Here is a 22,473-nt window from a genome sequence, read left to right as displayed (position 1 = left end):
GGACGGTATTGCCGGATCTCGCCCGGCAAATCCAGCTAGCCGCGCGGCAGCGCGTGCAGAGCACCCTGGAAATTGACCAGCGGATCGCCGTGACCGCCCCGCGTCGCCACGATCCTGCCGATGAAGAGACCATGCGTGCCGACCACCTGGTGATGATGCAGCACGCATTCCACGGCGCCGATCGCCGGCTCCAGGAGCGGAACGTCGAGCGTGCCTTGCTCCCATTGCGCCGTTGCGAAGCGCTCGACGCCCTTGACGCTGCCGGCAAAGCGCAGTGCCAGATCCTCCTGCCCAGCACCGAGGAGGCTGACGCCGAAGCGGCCGTTGGCGAGGATGGCGCCATGGGTTTCGGAGCTCGAATTGACACCGACGAGCAGGCTCGGTGGATCCAGGCACAGCGAGGTGACGGAGCTGACCGTCAGCCCGCGCCGTGTTGCGTCCGTTCCCGTCGCCACGATGGCGACGCCGCTCGCGAGATTGCGCATCGCCAACCGAAACTCGGCGGCTTCGACCGAGCGGACATCGGGCATTTGAGGCATCTGACATCCCATCACGGACCTCCGAAGCGCGCGTCTTGCCGCCTACGCCGAAACCGCCTCGCCCGCGACCTTGCGGCCCGACTTCAGTTCCTTCCGGATCGCGGGAATGATCCTGCTGCCCCACAGCTCGATCTGGCGCAGCATCGTGCGCTGATCGAAATCGCCGAGCTGGGTCTGCAGCGCGATGTGGGTCGGCTTGAGGATGCTGATCTCCTCCAGCATGCGGTCGATCACCTGGTTGACACTGCCGACGGGCAAATTGCTCCGCATCGTCTCGAGGCTCATGTCGTTCGGTCCGGCTTCCTCCTTGATCAGGTAGCCGTCGTCGCTCTGGGCGCGGCGAAACTTGAGGCTTTCGGACAGCCGGCGCTGGAAACGCGCATTGTCCAGATAGGACTGGATCTCGCTGTCATTGTCGCTGGCATAGGCGCAGCGCAGGAAGCCGAACCGGGTGTCGTCGATGGAGCGGCCTTCCTTGGCCGCGATCCCTTCGAGACGCTCGCGCAACGCCTTGATGGCATCGAGGCCGTTGAGCAGCGCGGTGACGAACAGATTGTGATTGTCGCGAATGGCGCGGCCGAGCGTCTCGCCGTGGCCGGAGGTGACCCAGATCGGTGGCATCGGCGTCTGCACGGTGCGGACCGCGATCGCGGTCGGCGGCATCTTCAGGTGCTCGCCGGAATAGGAGAAGATGCGCTCCTTCATGCCGGCGTGGAGCACGTCGTAGAATTCGGCGAACAGCGCATGCGAATGGTCGAGGTCGACCCCGAAGCGGTCGAACTCGAACTTCTGATAGCCCGAGCCGATGCCGAGATCGAGACGCCCGTTCGAGACGGTGTCGGCAAAGCCGATTTCGCCCAGCAGGCGGGCCGGATGATACAGCGGCAGCACGCAGACCGCGGTGCCGAGGCGGATGCGCTTGGTGAGGCCGGCGCAATGGGCGACCATCATCAGCGGCGAGGGGCAGAGGCTGTAATTGTTGAAATGATGCTCGGCGTACCAGGCCGTGTCGAAGCCCGCGTGTTCGGCGGCAACCGTCTGCTCGACGGCGTTGTGGATCACCTGCTGCGAGCTCTGATGATAGCCGCGCTGCTGCGCCAGAATGAATACGCCGAATTCCATCGGTTGCGTCCTCCCACGATCGGTCGCTCTTGCGACGCGTTCTCATGACGATAGGGGCTTGAGCATTTTCGAACAATTGGCGTAATCTGAGCATGTCTTTTGCAAAATTTGAAAAGATCGATGAATCGCCTCCAGGCCATGGAATTGTTCGTCAGCGCCGTCCGCGAGGGCAGCTTTTCGGCGGCCGGGCGCCGCGTCGGGCTCTCGCCGGCCTCGGTGTCGCGCTATGTCGGCGAGCTCGAGGCGCAGCTCGGCGTCCAATTGCTGAACCGCAGCACGCGCCACCTCGGCCTGACCGATGCCGGCAAGATCTTCTTCCAGCGCACCGAGCAGGTGCTGCACGGCATCGAGGATGCCGAAGCCGCCGCGCTCGCGCTGCAGACCGCGCCGCGCGGAACGCTGCGGGTGCATTCGCGAACGCTGTTCGGCATCAAGGTGCTTACGCCGCTGATTCCTGGCTTCCAGAAGCTCTATCCGGAGCTGAAGGTGGAGCTGCGCCTGTCGGAGCGACGGCCTCAGCTTCGCGAAGACGAATTCGACATCGACTTTCAGATCCAGGCGCCGACGGATCCCGGTCTGATGCAGCGCCGGCTGCTGCGAAGTGAGCGGATTCTGGTGGCGTCACCGGATTACGTCAGCCGGATGCCGAAGTTGCGCGAGGTGGAGGACATCACGCGCCACAACTGCCTGACCTACTGGATGGGCCCGGAGGACGTGGTCTGGAAGTTCATGCGCCGGAACCGGCTGCGCGAGATCGTGGTGCCGTCGTCTTTCGCCAGCAACAACGGCGTGGTGCTGTGCGATCTCGCCATCGCCGGGCACGGCATCGCTCTGCTCGACGACTACACCGTGGCAGAGGAGTTGAAGAGCAAGCGCCTCGTCCGCCTGCTGCCGGGCTTCCGGGTGACGAATTCGACCTTCGACGAGGGGATCTACGCGGCGTTTCTCCAGAGCAGCTATCTTCCGGAGAAGATCAGGGTCTTCGTGGACTATATGGCGGAACACGTGCCGAAGCAGGTCAAGAGATCCGCGTAGTCGCTGCAAGTCAGTCCGGCGCGTACCGCAATGCCGGCCGCCCGCAAACGCCGAGGCCTTCGACGGCGAACAAGCCGCCGGCATCGGGATGATCGTCGCCGAGCGCGTGGCTGCGCGAGATCGAGGTCACGTAGAGAACGTCGAGATCGGGGCCGCCGAAGCTCACGCTGGTGGGGTGACGGACCGGCATGTCGATGGTCCGCACCAGCGTCCCGTCAGGCGAAAATCGCGCGATCTTGCCGATGCGCACGAGCACCGACCAGAGATGGCCGTCCGCATCGACCGTTGCGCCATCGCAGCCGGAACCAAGCGCCTCCGTGTCGATGAACACGCGCTTGTTCGCGAGGGGCCCATCCGCGCTGTAATCATAGGCCCAGATGATCCGTCTTGCACTGTCAGCGAGGTAGAACGTCCGTCCGTCCGGGCTGAAGCACGGTCCGTTGCTCACGGCGAGGTCGGTCTCCAGCAGCTCCACGGAGCCAGATGCGCCCAGCCGGTAGAGGCCGCCCAGCGGTGTCTCGTCCGGAGCGCGATCGCCGTGCATCGTGCCTGCGAGAAAACGGCCGTGAGGATCGGCCTTGCCGTCGTTCAGCCGCACATTGGGATGGTCGAGCCCGATCGACGGGCCCTCCGTGAGGCGGCGCGCCTCGAAATCGTAATGCCCAAACCCGTTGCGCAGCGCCAGGATGGCGCCGCCGTCGCTCCGCAGGGCCAGGGAGCCGATCGGGGCGGGGACGCTGAATTGCTCGACGACGCCGGTGAAGGGATCGAGCCTGTGGATCGTTCCGGCGAGCGCGTCGATCCAGATAAGGCGCCGCCGCCGCTCGTCCCACACCGGGCTCTCGCCGAGCCGGTCCTTGGTCGCGCCGATACGCCTGATTCGCAGTACGCTCATGAATCCTCGCGGGGCAATCGCCGGGCTTGACCGATCGGTCGGTGAAAACCTAGTTTCATTCCAAAGGCCTCCGGGCCGGCCAACGGATTGCGGAGTTCATGACTGAACTGTCAACGATGAAGGATGGCGTTGCGAACCAGGCCGAGGCCTCGGACCGCGTGCTGCAGATCCTGGCCGAGGCCGGGCGGCTGTTCGCCAGCAAGGGTTTCGAGGGCACCTCGATGCGCGACATCGCGCTCGCCTGCGGCATCTCCAAATCGCTGCTCTATCATCACTTCTCCAACAAGGACGAGATCTACGCGCGCGTCGCGGTCGGCTCCACGCTCGAGCTTTATCTGTTCGTGCGTGACCGCATTCCCGACGGGCCACCTTCGCAGAAGATTCGCGCCTTCATGGTCGCTACGGCGGAGTATTTCCGCCGCTATCGCTGGGCCTGGATCGCGTCCACCACCGCGTTCTGGAACGATCCCGACCGAAGCAGGCACAAGGAGCGGCTGACGCGCCGCGACCGCTTCGAGAATTTTCTGCGGGGCCTGATCCAGGAGGCGATCGACGCCGGCGAGATCCGAAAGGTCGATGTTCCCATGACCGGGCGGCTGATCCTGTCTTCGCTCAACTGGATGCATCGCTGGTACAATCCCAACAAATCCGCGACCCCCGAACAGATCGCGGAGGTCTTCTTCGACATGATCTTCAACGGCCTGCGAAGCGGCGAGCTCGTCGCGCTTCCGTCGCCGGAGCCGCCCAAGAGCGGCCGGCGCAAGTCGCGCTGACCGGCGGACGGCGGCCGCATCTCATTCCAGAACGATGTTCTGCGCCTTGATCACCGGCCCCCACAGCGCCGCATCGCTGGTCAACTGGGCATCGAGCCGTTCCGGCGCGCCGGTATCGACCATCAGGCCGTCGGTCTCGAGCTGCTTGGCGATCTCCGGCTTCTGCATCGCGGCGTTCGCGGCCGCGTTCAGCCGCGCGATAACATCGCGCGGCGTGCCCGCGGGCGCGTGAAGCGCGGTCCAGAACGAGGCCGTGAGGTTGGGATAGCCGGATTCGGCCAAGGTCGGGATGTCCGGGAAGCTTGCCATGCGTTTTTCCGCGGAGAGCGCGAGGATGCGAAGCTGACCGCTGCGCGCATGCTCGATCACGGCGGCAGGCGTTGCGAAGTTGAGATCGCATTCGCCCGACAGCGTCTCCATGATGGAGGCGGGATTGTTGCGATAGGCGACCTCGGTGACGGCGAACCCCATCGACTTGCCCATCATGATCCCGAACAGATGGGTGACGCTGCCCGGACCGAGCGTGGCGTAGAACAGCGGCTTGTCGCGACCCTTGGCGTAGGTGACGAAGCTCTTGACGTCGGTCGCGGGCGTGCGCGCGTTCACGGTCAGCGACAGCGGCCCGTTGCAGAGCATGGCGACGGAGGCGAAGTCCTCCAGCTTGTAGGGCAGGCTCTTGCGCAGCAGCACGTTCAGCGAGATCGGGCCGGTGCCGCCGGCGAGCAGGACCGATCCGTCCTTCGGCGCGCGCGCCACATATTGCGATCCGACGATGCCATTGGCCCCGGGCTTGTTGTCGACCAGCACCGGCTGATCCAGGGTTTCCGCCATGGCCTTCGCGATCGATCGCATCAGGCTGTCGATCGAGCCGCCGGGCGCATAGGGCACGATGATGAAGATCTGCGATCCGCGGGCCCTCACGATGGCGGGCGCACTGAGCGGAGCGGCGAGGGCACCGGCGATCAGAGCTGTCGCCTGGCGTCGGCTGATCCTGGGCATGAGAGTCCTCCTCAAGGTCGTTTTTGCTTGTCTCGAAATTAGTGACTGACCGATCGGTCGGTCAAGAGGGGTACGGTAGGATATTGCAAGGCGCGGGAGTTGGTGCTATCAGCGCAAAAAGCTGACCGATCGGTCAGGCGCAACGATGCGCTCTCAAGCGAGCCAAGCACAAGCCAGGAGGAAACCCCCATGTCAGCAGATATCGTCACCCTCGAAGTGTCCGACAACATCGCGCTGGTGACGCTGAACCGGCCTCCGGTGAACGCGCTCGACCGCGCCATGCGCGACCGCATCGTCGCCGTGTTCGACGAGATCTCCGAACGCACCGACGTCAGGGTTGCGATCCTGACCGGCGCGGGAAAGGTGTTTTGCAGCGGCGCGGATCTGAAGGACCGGCCGGACCCGACCAAGATCGGCGCGTTTCATAGCCACAACCGCATCACGCGTGAGACCGGCAATTGCATTCGCGAATGTTCGAAGCCTGTCATCGCGGCGATCAACGGCGTCGCGCTCGGTGCCGGCGTCGGCCTGATGGCGTCCTGCGACATCTTCTACGCCTGCGAGGAAGCCGTGTTCGGCATGCCCGAGATCAATGTCGGCCTCGCCGGCGGTGCGGCCATGCTGAACACGCTGTTCGGCCGCTCGCTGATGCGCCGCATGTTCTTCACCGGCTACCGCGTGCCTGCCGCCGAGCTCTACCGCCTCGGCATCATCGAGGCTTGTACCACCAAGGAGAACCTCATTCCCGAAGCGATGAAGCTCGCGCGCGAGATCGCCTCGAAGAGCCCGATCGCGATGGAATACGCCAAGAACGCGGCGAACATGGTCGAGCTGATGCCCCCGCGCGATGCGTACCGATTCGAGCAGAACATCACCATGGCGCTGTCCAAGACGGAGGACGCCAAGGAAGCGCGGATGGCGTTCCTGGAGAAGCGCGCACCGGTGTTCAAGGGGCGCTGAGATGCGGCCGGGAGAAGGTCTCGACGCGCTGATGTCGCCGCGCTCGATCGCGATCATCGGCGCCTCGCAGGAGGCGACCAAGATCGGCGGCCGGCCGGTCGACCTATTGCGCCGTCACGGCTATGCGGGCCGGATCTACCCGGTCAATCCCAAGGCCGCGATGGTGCAGGGGCTGCAGGCCTATGCTTCCATCGCCGAGGTGCCGGAGGCGCCGGACCTTGCCATCATCGCGGTCGACGCGGAGCGTGCGGGCGAGGCGGTGGAGCAATGCGCCGCTCGCGGCGTCCGCAGCGTCGTCGTGTTCTCCTCGGGCTTTGCCGAGCTCGGCGAGCAGGGGCGCGCCATGCAGGAGCGGCTGCGCGTTGCCGCACGCAATAGCGGTATGCGCCTGCTCGGGCCGAACTGCCTCGGCGCGGTCAGCGTTGCCGAGAAGAGCATCGCGACGTTCTCGATCGTGCTCGAGCACGGCATGCCGGCCGCCGGCTCGCTCGGCATCGTCTCGCAGAGCGGCAATCTCGGCAGCTACACGATGCGCCTTGCCAGTGAGCGCGGCGTCGGCGTCAGCCGTTTCATCACCACGGGCAACGAGTGCGACATCGACATCGCCGACGGCATCGCCTGGATGGCGCGTGATCCCGCCACCAAGGTGATCCTGTGCTGTCTCGAAGCCTGCCGCGATGCCGGCCGCCTGATCGCCGCGCTGGACCAGGCGCGCGAGGCCGGCAAGCCCGTCATCGCGATGAAGATCGGGACGTCCGCCGCCGGGCAGGCGGCCGCGGCCTCGCACACCGGCGCCATGGCCGGATCGGACGCCGTGTTCGACGCGCTGTTTGACCGCTGCGGCGCCGTGCGCGTGCGCAGCATCGACGAGCTGATCGATCTCGGCCATGCGGCCTCGATCCTGCTGCCGGACCGGCTGCCGAGGGGGCCGGGCATCGCCATCCTCACGGCGTCGGGCGGCTTCGGCGTGCTGCTCGCGGATGCCGCGCAGTCGGTCGGGCTGACGCTGCCTGAGCTCGGCGAGGAGACGCAGCGGAAAATCCTGGAGCTGGTGCCCTTTGCCTCGGCCCGCAATCCCGTCGATGCCACTGCGCAGATGTCGAGCCGCCCGGACCTGCTGGAGAAGATCATGACCGCCGTCGTGGCGGACGCGCGAGCCGACACGGTGATCCTGCCGCTGCCGTTCTCGCTGCATTTGCCGCGCCTGCGCTCGATCTACATGGACACGCTGCGCAACATGCGCGCGCAGTTTCCCGCGCGTCCCATCGTCCTGTGCGTGGACGGGCCGGATGACGCGCTGACCGAGCTGCACGCGCTGGGCTTTCCGACGATCGCTAGTTTCGACGGTTGTTGCGCGACCGTCGCCGCGCTGGTGCGGTTGCAGGCCGCGGCGGAGCGTCCGCAGGACAAGCCCGAGGCTGTTGCGAAAGCAGGGCCGCTCGCGGCCGACGCGTTCCGTCATGAGCTCGGCGCCAAGCGCGCGCTTGCGGAAGCCGGAGTTCCAGTTCTCGCCGAACGTCTCGTCCAGGACGCGGATGCGGCGGCTCGCGCGGCCGGCGAGATCGGCTATCCCGTGGTGCTGAAGATCGCCTCGCCCGATCTGCCGCACAAGACGGAGGTCGGCGGCGTTGTCGTGGGCGTCGGCTCGGAAGCCGATGTCCGGCGCGCCTATGCAAAGATGCGTGATCGCGTCGCCACCAGGGCGCCCAACGCGGCGATCGACGGCGTGATCGTGGCGCCGATGGCCAAGGGCGTCGCCGAGCTGATCCTCGGCAGCCGCATCGATCCGGTGTTCGGACCGGTGGTGATGGTCGGCCTCGGCGGCATCTTTGCGGAGATCCTCCAGGACTCCGCCGTGCAAATGGCGCCCGTCAGCGAGACGCAGGCGATGGCGATGCTGAGATCGCTGAAGGCCTTCGCGGTGCTCGACGGCGCACGGGGGCGGCCACGCGCCGACCTCGAAGCCGGCGCGCGTGCTGTCGCCGCGTTGTCGCGCTTTGCTGCGGCGCATGCCGACACGATCGCGGAGATCGACGTCAACCCGCTGTTGCTCCGCGCGAGCGGCGAGGGCGCCGTGGCGCTCGACGCGCTGCTGATCCCGCACGGTGAGCGGGCGATTCCCAGCCACTGAACCAAACGACAAGAGGCCGCAGAAGCGAGCCCAGAGGAAACGCTGAGAACGGGAGGATGACATGAGAAGACTGACGATCGCGGCGCTCGGCATCATGGCCTTGCTGCTGACGAATGCACCGCTGTCGGCGCAGGGCATCTCCGGCGACGTGATCAAGATCGGGATCATGAACGACCAGAACGGTCCCTATGCCGACAATTGCGGCCTCGGCTCCGTCGCGGCCGCCAAGCTTGCGGTCGCCGATTTCGGCGGCGCGGTTGGCGGCAAGAAGGTCGAACTCGTGATCGCCGACGACCAGAACAAGCCCGATGTCGGCGTCGCCATCGCGATGCGCTGGGTCGACAATGAAGGCGTCGATGCCATCGTCGGCTGCTCGGCCTCGTCGATCGCGCTAGCCGTGCAGGACATCATGAAGAACCGCAAGAAGCCGTACATGCTGGCCGGCACGGCAGGTTCGTTCTTCACCAATGACAAATGCTCGCCGATGACCACGCAATGGGTGGTCGACACCTATGCACAGCCGAAGGCCACGGTGAAGGCGTTGCTCGCGCAGGGCGTCGACAGCTGGTTCTTCCTGACGGTCGATTATGCCTTCGGCAAGGCCTGGCAGGCGGATGCGACGAAGTTCATCGAGGCCGGCGGCGGCAAGGTGGTGGGCTCGGTGCTGCATCCGCTGAATGCGTCGGATCTCTCGTCGTTCCTGCTGACGGCGCAGGCCAGCGGCGCCAAGGCGATTGCGCTGGCCAATTCGGGCGCGGACTTCGCCAATGCGATCAAGCAGGCGCAGGAGTTCGGCCTGACCAAGTCGCAACTGCTCGTCCCGCTCGGTCTCATGATCAGCCAGACCCACGGGATCGGCCTCAAGGATCTGCAGAACGTGCGTCTGACGACGCCGTTCTACTGGGACATGACCCCGGAGAGCAGGGCTTTCGCCAAACGCTATGCCGAGGCGACCAATGGTCAGCTACTCAACGAGGGCAAGTCGGCCACCTATAGCGCCATCACGCATTACCTGAAGGCGGTGGCCGCGGCCGGTTCCGACGATGGCGATGCGGTGATGCGGCAGATGAAGAACACGCCGGTCAATGATTTCGAGATGAAGAATGTCGCGATCCGGGCCGACGGCCAGGTGATGCGCCCGCTCTATGTCGCGCGGATCAAGACGCCCGCGGAATCCAGATACACCTACGACTATTACGAGATCACCGGCACGATCGCGCCCGAGGATGCGTGGCGGCCCGCCTCGGAGAGTGCCTGCGATCTGCTCAAGTCGCAGTGAAGACGGCGGATGTGGCGAGAACGGGAAGCACAATGAGTGTAGTTGAAGCAGTATCGGCGCAATCCACCGCAAGCGAGAACCTGACCGACGAGGCCTATCGCGATGCGATGCATCGCTGGCTTCACGCCAATCTGCCTGCCGGCTTCCGCAGCGACAGCGCCGCCTTCGCGGCGCCCACGCTGCAGCAGTCCGTTGCCTGGGAGGCGGCGATGTACCGCGCCGGCCTCACCGGCATCACCTGGCCGCAGGCCTATGGCGGTCACGGCCGCTCCTTGCGCGAACATCTCATCGCCAATCAGGAGATCGGCCGGCTTGCGATGCCGGAGAGCGTCAACTCGATCGGCAAGGAGCTCGCCGGTCCGATCATCCTGGCGGTCGGCACGGAGGAGCAGAAGCGGCGCTTCCTGCCGGCGATCCTCGAGATGCGCAACATCTGGTGCCAGGGCTTTTCCGAGCCTGAAGCCGGCTCCGATCTTGCAGGGCTGCGGACGCGCGCGACGCGGGACGGTGACGGTTGGCGGATCAACGGCCAGAAGATCTGGACCAGCGGCGCCTACCGGTCGCAGCGCTGTCTCGTGCTCGCCCGCACCGGCGCGCTGGAGGATCGCCATCGCGGCCTCGCGATGTTCGCAGTGCCGCTCGACGCCAAGGGCGTGCGTGTGCGCACCATCAAATCGATCGACGGCCGCGAGAGCTTTTGCGAGGTGTTCTTCGACGAGGTCGAAATTGCCCAGCAGGATGCGATCGGCGCGCCCGACGAGGGCTGGGCCGCGGCCATCCGCGTGCTGGAGATCGAGCGGGCGACCAACCGCATGTATCGCGCCTGGCGGTTCGAGAACGAGCTGCGTCATCTGATCTCGGCCTGCAAGGCGGATCCGGCGCTGTCGGCCATGGTCGCGAACCGACACTACGCGGTCAGGCTCGGCGAGGTCGCGGTCGAGATCGAGGTGCTGAAGGCGCATGTCGAGACTGCCGTGGAGGCGCTGGTCAGAGGTGACAAGATCGGCGCGCGCGGCAGCCTGGCAAAACTCTATTGGAGCGAGTCGCATCAGCGTTTTGCAGCGCTCGCCCTCGAGCTGCTCTCGCAGGCTTCGCTGCCGCAGAAGGCGGCGATCGCGGTGGCGCGACGACGGTTCGAGGCCATCTATCTCCAGGCGCGCGCCGAGACGATCTATGCCGGCACGACCGAGATTCAGCTCGGCATCATCGCCGACCGTATTCTCCAGCTGTCGCGAGGCAAGTGATGGTGTCCGAGGGCCGGAGCCCTCCAGCGGGGCTGCTCAGCAATCGCCTCGTGGTCGTGACGGGCGCGGGACAGGGCATCGGCCGCGCCATCGCCCTGGGCGTTGCCGCTGCCGGGGCCAGGGTCGTCGTGACCGATCAGCGGCAGGACAAGGCAGAGTCGGCCGCGCAAGCGATCAGGGACGCAGGCAAGGAGGCGCTGGCCTATTCGCTCGACGTCACCGATGCTGCCGCGTGCAGTGAGCTGGCGAAGCGTGTGGACGATGAGATCGGCCCGGCGGACGTCCTGGTCAACAATGCCGGCATCATCATTCGCGAGCCGATCGACAGTCCGCGCGCCCATGAGAACTGGCGGCAGGTATTCGACGTCAACGTCAACGGAACCTTCAACGTGATCCATGCCTTCATCCCCGCGCTGCGCCGTACGCGCGGAACCATCATCAACGTCGCTTCCGTTGCGGCCTTTGGCGGCATGAACGGTGCGCTCGGCTATTCGCCCTCCAAGGGCGCGGTGAGGCTGTTCACGCAGGCGCTCGCCCGCGACCTCGCGCCCGACGGCATCCGGGTCAACGCCGTCGCACCGGGCATCATCGCGACCGAGATGAGCGAGACCACCCGCGACAATCCCGCGAGGCTGTCCGGCCTGATGGCGCGCACGCCGATGAAGCGGGTGGGACAGCCGGACGAAATCGCGGGGCCTGTGGTCTTTCTGGCGTCTGCGATGGCGTCCTATGTCAACGGCGTCATCTTGCCGGTGGACGGCGGATATCTCGCCTAGTGAACGATTGAAGGGTTTCGAAGAGGACGATGATGAGCATGGCCGAAGGACTTCAGCCCGACGAGTTCGCGGCAACCGCGGCTCGCGCGGTCACCGCATGTGCGGGCCTGGACGTGCGCGAGCAGGCGCACAATCTCGCAGGCGACGGGCTGCTCGGCGTCGTCGCGGATGAGCAGGTGGGGGGACTGGCCCTGCCGCTCGGCTTCGCGGTGCCGGTGATCGCGGCTGCCCATTCCGGATTGCTCACCTTTCCGCTTCTGGAAACCATCCTCGTCGCCCGGTCACTCCAGTCGTCGCTGACGCGACTTGCCGCCGCGATCGTGTCCGGCAAGACATTGGCGACGATCGCCTGGCAAGGCGAGGCCGGCGCCGCGCGCGACGGCGGGCTGCTGGTGCTGAGCGGCATGGTGGCACGCGCGCCCGGCGCAGCGTGCGCCGATTACATCCTGGTGCGAATGAGCGGCGGCGCCGCGGCGCTGATCCCGACCGATGCCGACGGTGTCGTGGTGGAGGAGGCCGCCGGCCTCGATCTGACGGTGCCGGAGCATACGGTGCGGCTTGAAAAGGTCGAGGTTTCCATCGGCTCGATCCTGCCCGCGGGCACGTGGGATCTGCTCAATTCGGACGCCAACGTGCTGCGCGCCGCGGCGATCCTGGGATCGGCCGAAGCGTGTCTGACGCTCGCGCAGGAACACGCATCGACGCGCCGCCAGTTCGGCCATGCGCTGTCCTACAACCAGGCGATCCGCCATGCGCTGGCGCGCCAGAAGCTGGCATTGGAGAGCATCCGCCATGCGATCACGCGCAGCCTCTCCGGTGAGGGCGGTCCGGTGCAGCGCGATGCCGCGTTCCTGGCAGCGGTGACCTATGGCAGCTCGATCAGCGAGGGCGCGCTGCAGATCCACGGCGGCATGGGCTTTACGTGGGACGTGCCGGTGCATCGCCATCTGCGCCGCATCCGCAGCCTGCAGGCACAGGGTGATGCCAGCGGCCTGATCAGCACGTTCGGCCGCCGTTACGTATCGGAAGTTGCTCCGTTCGCCGAGGCAGGAGCTTGAAGGACAAGAGCTTGAAGGAGATTGCCATGACCGAAACCAGGGATCAGACGCTCACGGGCCGCGTCGCACTCGTCACCGGCGCCGGAAACGGCATCGGCCGCGCGACCGCGCTCAGGCTCGCCGCGCGCGGCGCGATCGTTGGTGTCAACGATCTGAAGCCCGAATTCGTGGAAGGCACGGTGGGCGCCATCAAGGCCGCAGGCGGCAATGCGGTCGCGGTCACGCAGGACGTCTCCAGCCGCGACGGCATGCGGCAGGCGGTGCTCGGATTGGCGCAGCAGCAGGGGCGTCTTGATATCCTCGTCAACAACGCGGCCTGGGTCCGCTATCAATCCGTCCCGGACATCGCGCCGGAAACCGTCGATCGCATGCTCAACATCGGCTTCAAGGCGATCATCTGGGGAATCCAGGCCGCCGCGGAGGTCATGGATGCGGAGCGCGGGGGTGCCATCGTCAACGTTGCGTCTGTCGCGGGTCTGATTTCGGCCAAGAACAGCATCGTCTACAGCGGCATCAAGGCCGGCGTCATGGGCGTGACCCGCGCAGCCGCAGCCGAGCTCGGCGAGCGCAACATCCGCGTCAATGCGGTGGCGCCCTCGGCGATCCCGACCGAGGGAACGATGCGCAACCGCAATGCCGAGCTCGACGCGCGCCGTGTGGCGCGAACGCCGCTCGGGCGGCTCGGGACGGTCGACGACATCGCCAAGGCGATCTGCTTCCTCGCCGGCGACGAGAGCGGCTTTATCACGGCGCAGGTGCTCGCCGTGGATGGCGGCATCGTCGTGACCAACATTGCCTGATGGGATCATCGCGATGTCCGATCTGACGCCGGAACAGCAGGCTCTGAAAGAGGCCTATGTCAGGGCGCGCGGCTATTGGCGGCCTTGGACGGAAGGCCTGTTGCGGTTTGATCCCGAGTTTCTTCAGGCCTACGGCAAGTACGGCGGCTATGCCGCAGAGACCGGACCGCTGTCTCGCAAGATGTGCGAGCTGGTCTACGTCGCGCTCGACGGCTCGTCGACGCATCTGTTCCGCTCCGGCCTCGCGCTGCACCTTCGGCTCGCGCTGCAGGAAGGCGCCACGGCGCGGGAGATCATTGACGTCTTTCGCCTCGCGACGATTCAAGGGCTGGACGGTTGCAACGTCGGCATTGGCATCCTCACTGAGGAGCTGGCGAGCGCCGGAATTCAGGCCGATCGCGTCGAACTTACGAAAGAGCAGCAGGCGTTGCGCGATGTCTACGTCGCGCAATTCGGGGACTGGCCGGAGTTCTGCGAGCAATGGCTGCGCTCCGATCCCGGCTATTTCGCCGTCCTGCTCGATCTCTTGGCGGACCGGCGCGCAGGCGACGGTCTCGACCGGCGCTCGCAGTGCCTGATCTCGCTGGCCTTGAATGCCTGCTTCACCGCGCTCAATCCGCAAGGGCTGCGTGTGCAGATCAAGAGAGCGCTGCGGCTCGGGATCGACCAGCGGGAGATCCGCCAGGTTCTCCAGATGACGGCGCATCTCGGCGTGCACGCCTGCGCGATCGGCGTGCCGGTTCTGATGGAAGCGCTCGAAGAGCGGTCCGCGAAGGTCGGCTCGGACGAGAACGGAGGGCCGGAATGAAGGGATTGGCAATCCGCAATCACAGGGCCTTTGCGTCCGGCGCCCTGTTCGTTGTCTTTGCGGTCTTCTTCTTCGCAACCGCGCTGCAATATCCCGCAGGCTCGGCGGCGAAGATGGGGCCGGGTTATTTCCCGCGCCTGCTCGCGATCGTGCTCGCCGCCATCGGACTTGTCGTGATGTTCGGCGCGATGAAGCCGGCCGCGGACCGGCAGACGCTGCGCAAATGGGACCTCAAGGGGCTCGCCTGGATCACCGGTTCGGTGATCCTGTTCGGCGCCCTCTTGTTTCCGCTCGGTCTGGTCGGCGCGCTGTTCGTGCTGATCGTGGTGTCGAGCAGGGCGAGTGCGGAATTCACCTGGATCGGAGCACTGACCAACGCCGCGGTGCTGATCGTGTTGTGCCTTGCCGTCTTCGTCTACGGTCTCGGGCTGCCATTGCCCGTCTGGCCGTCCCTTCTCAACTGAACGAGCTGGCCGATGGATCTCTTTCATAATCTGGCGATCGGCTTTGCCACGGCGGCCCAGCCCGCCAATCTGCTCTACGCCTTCTTCGGCTGCTTGCTTGGTACCCTGATTGGCGTGCTTCCGGGCCTCGGTCCGCTCGCGACCATCGCGATGCTGCTGCCGATCACCTATGCGCTGCAGCCGGACGCCGCGCTGATCATGCTGGCCGGCATCTATTACGGCGCGCAATATGGCGGTTCGACCACGGCCATCGTGGTCAATCTGCCCGGTGAGTCCTCGTCCGTCGTGACCACGATCGACGGCTACCAGATGGCGAAGCAGGGCCGCGCCGGGGTGGCGCTCGCGACCGCCGCCATCGGCTCCTTCTTCGCCGGATGCGTCGCTACGCTGGCCTTGGCGGCGCTCGCGGGCCCGCTGACCGCAACCGCGCTGCTGTTCGGCCCCAAGGAATTCTTCGCGCTGATGATCCTCGGCCTGATCCTGGCCTCGGTGCTGTCGAGCGGCCCGTTCATCGAGGGCATCGGCATGGTCGTGCTCGGCATGCTCCTGAGCCTCGTCGGCACCGATTTGAACAGCGGCAGCCAGCGCTTTGCCTTCGGCATTCCCCAACTGTTCGACGGGCTCGATTTCGTGCCGCTGGCGATGGGCATCTTCGGCTTTGCCGAGATCGTCAAGAATCTCGAGCAGGACGACAAGCTGTCGCTGGTCACCCAGAAGATCACCAATCTGTTTCCGACCCGCGAGGATTTTCGGCGCATGGTGCCGGCGATGCTGCGCGGCACGGCGCTCGGCACCTTGCTGGGCGTGCTGCCCGGCGGCGGCGCGGTGCTGTCGTCCTTTGCGTCCTATACCCTGGAAAAGAAGCTGTCGCGGCATCCCGAGCAGTTCGGCAAGGGCGCCATCGAGGGCGTCGCCGGCCCGGAGTCCGCGAACAATGCCGGTGCGCAGACCTCGTTCATCCCGCTGCTGACTCTCGGCGTTCCCTCGAACGTCGTGATGGCCCTGATGGTCGGGGCCATGAACATCCACAACATCCATCCCGGCCCGGAGGTGATGACGAAGAACCCGACCCTGTTCTGGGGCCTGATCGCCTCGATGTGGGTCGGCAATCTCATGCTGCTGATCCTCAACCTTCCGCTGGTCGGCCTCTGGGTCAAGCTGCTCACCATTCCCTATCGCTATCTGTTCCCGGCGATCATGGTGTTCTGCTCGATCGGCGTCTATTCCATCAACAGCGGAACGTTCGAGGTCTATGAGGCGGCTGTGTTCTGCGTGTTCGGCTACGCCCTGATCAAGCTGCAGCTGCCGGCGGCACCGCTGCTGCTGGGCCTGGTTCTCGGCCCGGCGATCGAGGAGAATTTCCGCCGCGCCATGGTGCTGTCGCGGGGCGACGCCACCGCGCTGCTGACGTCGCCGATCTCGGCCGGCCTCCTGGCCGCCGCCGCCATCGCGATCCTCCTGATCACGCTGCCCACGATCCGCGCGCGGCGCGAGGAGGCGCTCCAGGAATGACACGGCAGCGTAGCCAGGCCGACGTTCAATTCCACTGGCATGGCGGTCGGAACCGCGCCGACTTGGATCCCTAAATCGATTCCAGCTTCAGAAGGTCGCGGCTAATGCAGCGAGGCGATGATGGGCCCTCTCACGCGCAGCCTCGATCGGCTGTTGCGGCCCGGTGGTCGGGCCGACGGGCACGAAGCTGACATTGCTGATGCCGACAAAGCGCAGGATTTCGCGCAAGTAGGGCGTCGCCATGTCGATGCGTCCGCGATTCATGCCGGTGGAAAAATCGCTGCCGCTGGCGAGAATGACGAGCGTCGGCCGATCCTTCAGCAGCGGGAGATAGCCCAGCGAAGGATCGAATCGAAAGGTCAGCCCGGGCTGGACGATGATGTCGAACCACTGCTTCAGCTTGTAGGGAATGCCAAAATTCCACATCGGCGTGGAGATCAACACCCGATCGGCCAACGAAAAACGCACTGCCATTCGCTCGGCTTCCGCAAAGCTGTCACGTTGCGCCTCGTTGAAGGCCTGAGCGTTCATGCGCGCATATTTGGCCTCAATGATGGGGCCGGTGAATTCCGGCATGCGCTCGCGCCAGATGTCGACGATATCGACGTCCCAATCCGGCCGGGCCTTGCGGAAGCCGTCTAGAAACACGCGTGCGCCGGCGTTCGACTCGGACTCGGCGCGGGGCGAGCAGGACAGATGCAGGAGCTTCGCCACGGCTCATCCCAATGCTCTAATCACGGCATCGGCCCTGGTCACCACCGCAACATTCTGCATGGCGAAATTGATCGAGGCGTTGTGCCAGTCGGCATTCATGGTCGAGCAGCAATCCTCGGGCACGATCATGAAATAGCCCTTGTCGGCGCCTGTCCGCGCTGTGTGCTCGACCGACATGTTGGTCCAGGCGCCGGTGTTGATGATCATGTCGCGGCCGGTCGCCTTGAGGATCGTCTCCAGCCGGGTGCCTTCCCAGGCGCTCATGCGCATCTTCTCGACGACGAAGTCGCCGGGCCGAGGCTCCAGGCCGGAGACCGGCGCGGCACCCCAGCTGCCGCGCACCATCGCCTTGCTGTCGACGAGGCCCTCGAACAGCGGTGCGTTCAGCGTCACGCCGGGCGCGCCGGGCTCCACGACGAACCAGACATGGATGATGACGACGCCGCGAGCCCGCGCGGTCTCTGCCAGGCGCCGGACATTCTCGACGACATGCTGCTGCTGCGCATGTCCGGGCGCGCCGGACTCGGCGAAGGCGCCGCCGTCCATGATGACGTCGTTCTGCAGGTCCTGGATGATCATGGCGCAGCGCTGCGGATCAAGCCGCATGTCGCCGTCAGCGAGGTTGGGCGCCGCCGGCGCGGCGCTGGCCGTCTGGCCACCTCCGCTTCGCCGGCCACTCATATAAGGCTCATGCCGCGGGCCGACCTTGGTCGGGATCGCATAGACCGAATGGGTCGCGGTCAAATACAGCGTGCGGAAATCCGGCCCGCCCCAGGCGAGGTTGGCGACCATCTCGGGCACCCGGACCTTGCCGAGCACTTCGCCGCGCCGCGAATAGACCCAGACCCCGCCGGGCGCGGTGACCCAGACATTGCCATGCTGATCGCATTTCATGCCGTCGGGCAGGCCGGCCTCCAGCTCGGAGCGGATGCCGCTTGCGAAAACCCGCGCATTCGAGAGCGAGCCGTCGGCATTGACGTCGAAGACGCGGATCAGCGCCTGCACGGTGTCGTTGACATAGAGCAGCGTCTCGTCCGGCGAGAAGCAAAGCCCGTTCGGCTGGTCGAACAAATTGCGCTCGACCACGAGCTTCGGCTCGCCCCCGGGCACGACGCGATAGACGCCCTGGAAGCCGAGCTGGCGCGGCCGCTCGACGCCATAGACCGGCATGCGGCCGTACCAGGGGTCCGAGAAATAGATCGCGCCGGAGGAGTGCACGCAGACGTCGTTCGGGCTGTTCAGCTCTTGGCCCTGGAAATGCGAGGCCAGCACCTCGCGCCGCCCGTCCGGCCGCTCGCGGATCAGCGACGAAGTCGCGTGCTCGCAGACGATCAAATTGAGCTCGGCGTCATAGGTCATGCCGTTGCACTTGTTGGAGGGACGCTTGACCTCCACGACTCCGCGCCGCGCATCCCAGCGCCGGCGCACGTCGCCCGGCATGTCCGAGAACAGCAGATAGCGATCGACCGGATGCCAGATCGGCCCCTCCGTGAAGTCGAAGCCGGTGCCGACCTGCGCGACCGGCGCGTAGGGGTCGATCAGGGTTTCGAATTCGCTTCGCAAGGTGACGTGCGTCATCGGTCGATCCCTCAGATCATCTCAGGCCGGGAACCAGTTGCGCGCGGGCAGCGATTGCACGATCGGTCCGGGGACCTGATCGTGCAGGCGCCCGACGACGTTGCCGCCTTCGATCTTGGCGGGGCGGTCGTGCACCGGCAGCAGATAGCGCGAATTGCTCAGCAGCTTCTTGATCGAGGCCTTCTCGGCGCGCTTGCTGGTGCCGTGGTTGCCCGTCGTGCGCGGCTCCCAATCATTGATCTCGTTGAACGGCGTCACGATCTGGTCGTTGAAATCGTAGATCACGTCGCCGCAGATGGTCGCAATTCCATCGGCCGTCTCGACGATGACGTTCATCGAGCCCTCGGTGTGCGCGTTGGCGGCGTCGCAATAGACGCCGGGCATCAGCTCGATCGGGCCGGTGATCTCGAGGTCGAGGAAGCGCAGCGCGCTCTTGGTGTGCAGGCGGTCGATCAGGTGCTTGATGTCGGGTGCGGGATACTGCGGATGCATCAGGCCGGAGACGGAATATTCGAGCTCCTTGCGGTTGAGCACGACGGTCGTGTTCATCGGGAACAGATCGTCCTTGCCGGCATGGTCGATGTGCAGATGGGTGTGGCAGACGAAGCGGACGTCGCCCATGCGCACGCCGTGGCGCGCGAGCTGGTTCTCGATCATGTTCTCGTGATACTGCAAGCCCCGCATGCCCAGCGTTTCCATGATCTGGTTGGAGCGGTAGCCGGTGTCGACCACGACCGGATATTTCCCCCCGAGGATCAAAAAGCCGAGGGTGAGGACGCGGCGGGTGCGGCCGCAATCGCGGCCGAGCACCAGAAAGCTCGATTCCAATTCGATATCACCATAGTCCAGGATCTTGATCTCCAGCGCCATTCGTTTCCCTCCCTCATCCGTTTTCTTGTCTGTCAAAGCCGATAAACACGCGTCGCCGTCGTCCTGAAGATGGCGTCCTGCTGTTCCGCACTGAAGCGCGCGGCGGCGCTGCGAAAGGCCTCCACGAGCTCGCGATAGCTGGTCCACAATTTCTCGATCGGGAAGTTGGAGCCGAACAGGCAGCGCTCGGCGCCGAAGATTGCGACGGTATCGGTGAGCACGGCGGCGATGTGCGCGGGATCGTTGCGATGGATGAAGGTGCCGAGCCCGGATAGCTTTGAGACCACGTTCGGGCAGGCTGCGAGCCGGGCCATCCCACCGCGCCAGGCGGCGCGGCCGGCAGGCGAGAGATCCTCCAGCATGCCGGCATGCTGGAGGATGAAGGTCACGTCGGGGCAGGCTTCGGCCAGCGCTGCGGCGTCTGACATCTGCGGGGTGAACACCTGCAGGTCGAAGCTCCAGCCATAGCCGGCGAGACGCGCGACGTTGCGGCGGATCATCGGGTCGGTGCAGAGGTCCGGGCGGGCGGCGAAGCGATACAGCGGGTTCTCGTGCCAGTGCAGCTGCATGCGCACGCCGCGCACCAGGGAATAGCGCCGCAGGCGATCGAGCTGCGGGCGTACGTCGTCGACGGCAAAATCGGCATAGGCGACGATCGCGTGCGGCCAGCCGTGCTCGTCCGCTGTCTGTTGCACCCAGGCCGCCTCGTCCTCGAAGCGGTCGTTGGCCCAGTTGGTCTGCACATAGACCGAGCGGGTGACGCCGGTGCCCTTGAGGTCGTCGAGATATTCTTGAATCGGATAGTCGCGCCGGATCGGCTCATACGGGCCGAAGATGCGGGGCTGCATGGGGCCGGTCAGCCAGGGCAGGTCGGCCTGCCGCCAGATGTGATGATGGCCGTCGACAATGTCGCTCACGCCGCTCTCCTTCGTCCCAACGCCAGAATATGTGCGACGATCGATGCGCTCGAACCGCCATCCACGAGGTCATCGACGAAGCGCTCGATGGCGACGAGCGCCTCGGTCTGCGGGCGGAATCCGGGGCTTGTCGCCAGCGGCGTCAGCCAGCTCAGGCGCCAGGCCCGGCGCGACAATTTCGCGACGGCGTCGCGAAGTGCGTCCGTCTCGCCGCGCTCCAGTCCGTCCGAGACGACCACTACGGCGGCGCCGCGGGCATAGCCGCCGAAGCGGGGCACGGCGAGGAATGCTTGCAGCGCATCTCCGATGCGGGTGCCGCCGTCCCAGTCGCTGACCAGATGCGCGGCGGCGTTCATGGCCTGCTCGCGGCGCTTCAGCCGCAACGGGCGGGTGATGCGGGTCAGCCGCGTGCCGAAGGTGAACACCTCGACATTGGGCGCAGCCTGCACCAGCGCATGCGCGAGCTTCATGTTCTCCTCGGTGCGGCTCTTCATCGAGCCGGAGACGTCGATCAGCAGCAGCATCTTGCGCGGGCGTTGGCGCCGCTTCATGTGACCCAGCCGCAGGATCTCGCCGTCGCTGCGGACAGAGTCGCGTAGCGTGCGGCGCAGATCGGCAAACGGCCCGCGGCGGGCGCGCATGCGGCGGTGGCCGCGCCGTCGTGGCAGGCGCCGCGAGGCCTCGCGCGTCAGGCGCCGCAGCGCATCGGTCGTGGAAATCTGCGCGAAGCGGCGCTCGACCAGGGCCTCGGTGCGCGTCGCGGTCAGGCCGGACTCGTTGGCGTCGTCGGAGAGCAGGGGCTCCTCGTCGCCGCGGCCTTCCTCCTGCAGGCGGACCGTCTCGTCGTCCTCTCCATCTTCGGCATGCTCGATCGCCTCGCTGCCGCGAAAATGAAGGTCGAACAGCCGGTCGAAGGTGGCGCGGCGCTCGGGCGGCGGAGCCAGCGTCGCCAGGGCAGCCTGCCTGATATGCTCGATGCTGCGCGGGCCGAGCAGCTCGATCGCTGCCAGGAACGTCGTGGTCTGCTCAGGTGCCACCGCAAAGCCGTTCGCGCGCAACAAGGGCACGAAGGCAACGAAGATGCGGGCGGCGCGCGGGAGTTGCGGCTCGGTGGTCATGCGGTCGCCTCCGCGAGCATGGCATCGAGCCGCGGCGAGATGAAGTGCAGATCCTCTTCGTCCTTCAGCGCCACGCCGATCGAGCGCTTGAATGCATCCGGCCAGCGCGCGCCGCCCTTGTGCAGCAGTGTCGCGGCCTCGGCCCAGTCGACGGCCTCGGCAATCCCGGGCGCCTTGCTGAGGGGCTCGCGCCGCAACTTCTCCACGGCTGCGACGACGGCGCGGGCGGTGGCCTCGGCGACGCTGGAAGCGCGCATCATGATGATCCGCGCCTCACGCTCGGCGGTGGGATAGTCGATCCAGTGATAGACGCAGCGGCGGCGCAGGGCTTCGTGCAGATCGCGCGTCCGGTTCGAGGTCAGCACCACGACGGGACGTTCGGCGGCGCGAACCGTGCCGCGCTCGGGAATCGAGATCTGGAAGTCGGAGAGGAATTCGAGCAGGAACGCCTCGAACTCCTGGTCGGCGCGGTCGATCTCGTCGATCAGGAGCACGGTGGAATCGGGCGCGCGGAGCACGGCCAGCATCGGCCGCTCGATCAGGAAAGTCTCGCCATAGATGTCGATGCTCTCGTCGCCGGCCTGGCGGATCGCCAACATCTGGCGCGGGTAGTTCCACTCGTAGAGTGCGGCGGAGGCGTCGATGCCCTCGTAGCATTGCAGGCGGATCAGGCGGCGGCCGAGCACGGCGGCAATGGCTTTGGCCGCTTCCGTCTTGCCCACGCCGGGCGCGCCCTCCAGCAGCAAGGGCTTGCCGAGCGCGAGGCCGAGATAGGCTGCGGTCGCAAGGCCCTCGTCGGCGAGGTAGTAAGCCGCGCGCAGCGCCTTCTCCAGCGCCTCCGGGCTGTCAATGCCGACGATGTTGCTGCGAACCGCCACGGA

The 22,473-nt window shown here is 66.0% G+C and carries 22 protein-coding genes; 12 read left to right on the top strand and 10 right to left on the bottom strand.

Annotation, left to right across the window (positions count from 1 at the left end; all coding sequences use genetic code 11):
- Positions 1-35: 35 nt before the first annotated feature.
- Together CO669_RS07195 and CO669_RS07190 are read right to left on the bottom strand one after the other, a co-directional pair.
- Entirely contained in the window at positions 36-539 is a 504-nt protein-coding gene (locus CO669_RS07195; RefSeq protein ID WP_245444212.1) for a flavin reductase family protein, read from the bottom strand.
- A 42-nt stretch (positions 540-581) separates the two neighbouring features.
- Positions 582-1,661, bottom strand: coding sequence for an LLM class flavin-dependent oxidoreductase (locus tag CO669_RS07190; RefSeq protein ID WP_097659080.1), 1,080 nt, complete (start codon positions 1,659-1,661; stop codon positions 582-584).
- Between the two features lie 120 nt (positions 1,662-1,781).
- On the opposite strand from CO669_RS07190, the gene CO669_RS07185 reads away from it, so the two are divergent.
- Positions 1,782-2,696, top strand: coding sequence for a LysR family transcriptional regulator (locus CO669_RS07185; protein ID WP_097659079.1), 915 nt, complete (start codon positions 1,782-1,784; stop codon positions 2,694-2,696).
- Between the two features lie 10 nt (positions 2,697-2,706).
- Here the strand turns inward: CO669_RS07185 and CO669_RS07180 are convergent, their stop codons facing one another.
- Positions 2,707-3,591, bottom strand: a complete 885-nt coding sequence (locus CO669_RS07180) for an SMP-30/gluconolactonase/LRE family protein (RefSeq protein WP_097659078.1) — start codon at positions 3,589-3,591, stop codon at positions 2,707-2,709.
- Between the two features lie 98 nt (positions 3,592-3,689).
- Here CO669_RS07180 and CO669_RS07175 point away from each other — a divergent pair, with 98 nt between their 5' ends.
- Positions 3,690-4,364 carry a TetR/AcrR family transcriptional regulator gene (locus CO669_RS07175; protein WP_097659077.1) on the top strand — a complete coding sequence of 225 codons (675 nt, stop codon included), beginning with the start codon at positions 3,690-3,692 and terminating at the stop codon, positions 4,362-4,364.
- Between the two features lie 21 nt (positions 4,365-4,385).
- Here the strand turns inward: CO669_RS07175 and CO669_RS07170 are convergent, their stop codons facing one another.
- Positions 4,386-5,363, bottom strand: coding sequence for a tripartite tricarboxylate transporter substrate binding protein (locus CO669_RS07170; protein ID WP_198963883.1), 978 nt, complete (start codon positions 5,361-5,363; stop codon positions 4,386-4,388).
- 189 nt (positions 5,364-5,552) lie between these two features.
- Between CO669_RS07170 and CO669_RS07165 the strand changes: the two genes are divergently transcribed.
- The 10 genes from CO669_RS07165 to CO669_RS07120 all read left to right on the top strand — a co-directional run bounded on the left by CO669_RS07165 (position 5,553) and on the right by CO669_RS07120 (position 16,395).
- Positions 5,553-6,323 (top strand): enoyl-CoA hydratase/isomerase family protein, encoded by a 771-nt coding sequence (locus CO669_RS07165; protein ID WP_097659075.1) that lies wholly within the window; start codon positions 5,553-5,555, stop codon positions 6,321-6,323.
- A gap of 1 nt (position 6,324) precedes the next feature.
- Complete coding sequence (locus CO669_RS07160) at positions 6,325-8,454, top strand: acetate--CoA ligase family protein (protein ID WP_097659074.1); 2,130 nt, start codon at positions 6,325-6,327, stop codon at positions 8,452-8,454.
- A gap of 61 nt (positions 8,455-8,515) precedes the next feature.
- A complete protein-coding gene (locus CO669_RS07155; RefSeq protein WP_097659073.1) occupies positions 8,516-9,733 on the top strand; it encodes an ABC transporter substrate-binding protein in 1,218 nt (405 codons plus the stop codon).
- Between the two features lie 32 nt (positions 9,734-9,765).
- Positions 9,766-10,977 (top strand): acyl-CoA dehydrogenase, encoded by a 1,212-nt coding sequence (locus tag CO669_RS07150; protein ID WP_097659072.1) that lies wholly within the window; start codon positions 9,766-9,768, stop codon positions 10,975-10,977.
- Positions 10,977-11,753, top strand: a complete 777-nt coding sequence (locus CO669_RS07145; RefSeq protein ID WP_198963882.1) for an SDR family NAD(P)-dependent oxidoreductase — start codon at positions 10,977-10,979, stop codon at positions 11,751-11,753. The genes CO669_RS07150 and CO669_RS07145 overlap by 1 nt, the downstream gene beginning before the upstream one ends.
- 113 nt (positions 11,754-11,866) lie before the next feature.
- Positions 11,867-12,811: an acyl-CoA dehydrogenase family protein gene (locus CO669_RS07140; RefSeq protein ID WP_245444210.1), complete on the top strand. Its 945-nt coding sequence runs from the start codon at positions 11,867-11,869 to the stop codon at positions 12,809-12,811.
- Between the two features lie 26 nt (positions 12,812-12,837).
- Positions 12,838-13,611, top strand: coding sequence for an SDR family NAD(P)-dependent oxidoreductase (locus CO669_RS07135; protein WP_097659379.1), 774 nt, complete (start codon positions 12,838-12,840; stop codon positions 13,609-13,611).
- A 13-nt stretch (positions 13,612-13,624) separates the two neighbouring features.
- Positions 13,625-14,419, top strand: coding sequence for a carboxymuconolactone decarboxylase family protein (locus CO669_RS07130; RefSeq protein WP_097659070.1), 795 nt, complete (start codon positions 13,625-13,627; stop codon positions 14,417-14,419).
- Entirely contained in the window at positions 14,416-14,883 is a 468-nt protein-coding gene (locus tag CO669_RS07125) for a tripartite tricarboxylate transporter TctB family protein (RefSeq protein ID WP_097659069.1), read from the top strand. The genes CO669_RS07130 and CO669_RS07125 overlap by 4 nt, the downstream gene beginning before the upstream one ends.
- A 12-nt stretch (positions 14,884-14,895) precedes the next feature.
- Positions 14,896-16,395, top strand: a complete 1,500-nt coding sequence (locus CO669_RS07120) for a tripartite tricarboxylate transporter permease (protein ID WP_097659068.1) — start codon at positions 14,896-14,898, stop codon at positions 16,393-16,395.
- 87 nt (positions 16,396-16,482) lie between these two features.
- On the opposite strand, the gene CO669_RS07115 is transcribed toward CO669_RS07120, so the two are convergent.
- The 6 genes from CO669_RS07115 to CO669_RS07090 are packed head-to-tail and all read right to left on the bottom strand — an operon-like array spanning position 16,483 to position 22,470.
- Positions 16,483-17,109 (bottom strand): FMN-dependent NADH-azoreductase, encoded by a 627-nt coding sequence (locus CO669_RS07115; protein WP_097659067.1) that lies wholly within the window; start codon positions 17,107-17,109, stop codon positions 16,483-16,485.
- Positions 17,110-17,112: 3 nt separating this feature from the next.
- On the bottom strand, positions 17,113-18,687 hold the full coding sequence (locus tag CO669_RS07110) for an isochorismatase family protein (RefSeq protein WP_097659066.1): 1,575 nt from the start codon (positions 18,685-18,687) through the stop codon (positions 17,113-17,115).
- Positions 18,688-18,708: 21 nt separating this feature from the next.
- On the bottom strand, positions 18,709-19,557 hold the full coding sequence (locus CO669_RS07105) for an N-acyl homoserine lactonase family protein (protein ID WP_094891173.1): 849 nt from the start codon (positions 19,555-19,557) through the stop codon (positions 18,709-18,711).
- Positions 19,558-19,589: 32 nt separating this feature from the next.
- A complete protein-coding gene (locus CO669_RS07100; RefSeq protein WP_097659065.1) occupies positions 19,590-20,474 on the bottom strand; it encodes an amidohydrolase family protein in 885 nt (294 codons plus the stop codon).
- On the bottom strand, positions 20,471-21,592 hold the full coding sequence (locus tag CO669_RS07095; protein ID WP_097659064.1) for a vWA domain-containing protein: 1,122 nt from the start codon (positions 21,590-21,592) through the stop codon (positions 20,471-20,473). The genes CO669_RS07100 and CO669_RS07095 overlap by 4 nt, the downstream gene beginning before the upstream one ends.
- The gene (locus tag CO669_RS07090) at positions 21,589-22,470 is read right to left on the bottom strand and encodes an AAA family ATPase (protein WP_097659063.1); all 882 of its coding nucleotides are present in this window, start codon (positions 22,468-22,470) and stop codon (positions 21,589-21,591) included. The genes CO669_RS07095 and CO669_RS07090 overlap by 4 nt, the downstream gene beginning before the upstream one ends.
- Between the last annotated feature and the right edge of the window lie 3 nt (positions 22,471-22,473).

The sequence above is a fragment of the Bradyrhizobium sp. Y36 genome (assembly GCF_002531575.1).
In the GTDB taxonomy this organism is placed as follows: domain Bacteria; phylum Pseudomonadota; class Alphaproteobacteria; order Rhizobiales; family Xanthobacteraceae; genus Bradyrhizobium.
Note: the sequence above shows the minus strand (reverse complement) of the source record. Positions and strands in the feature narration are given on the sequence as shown.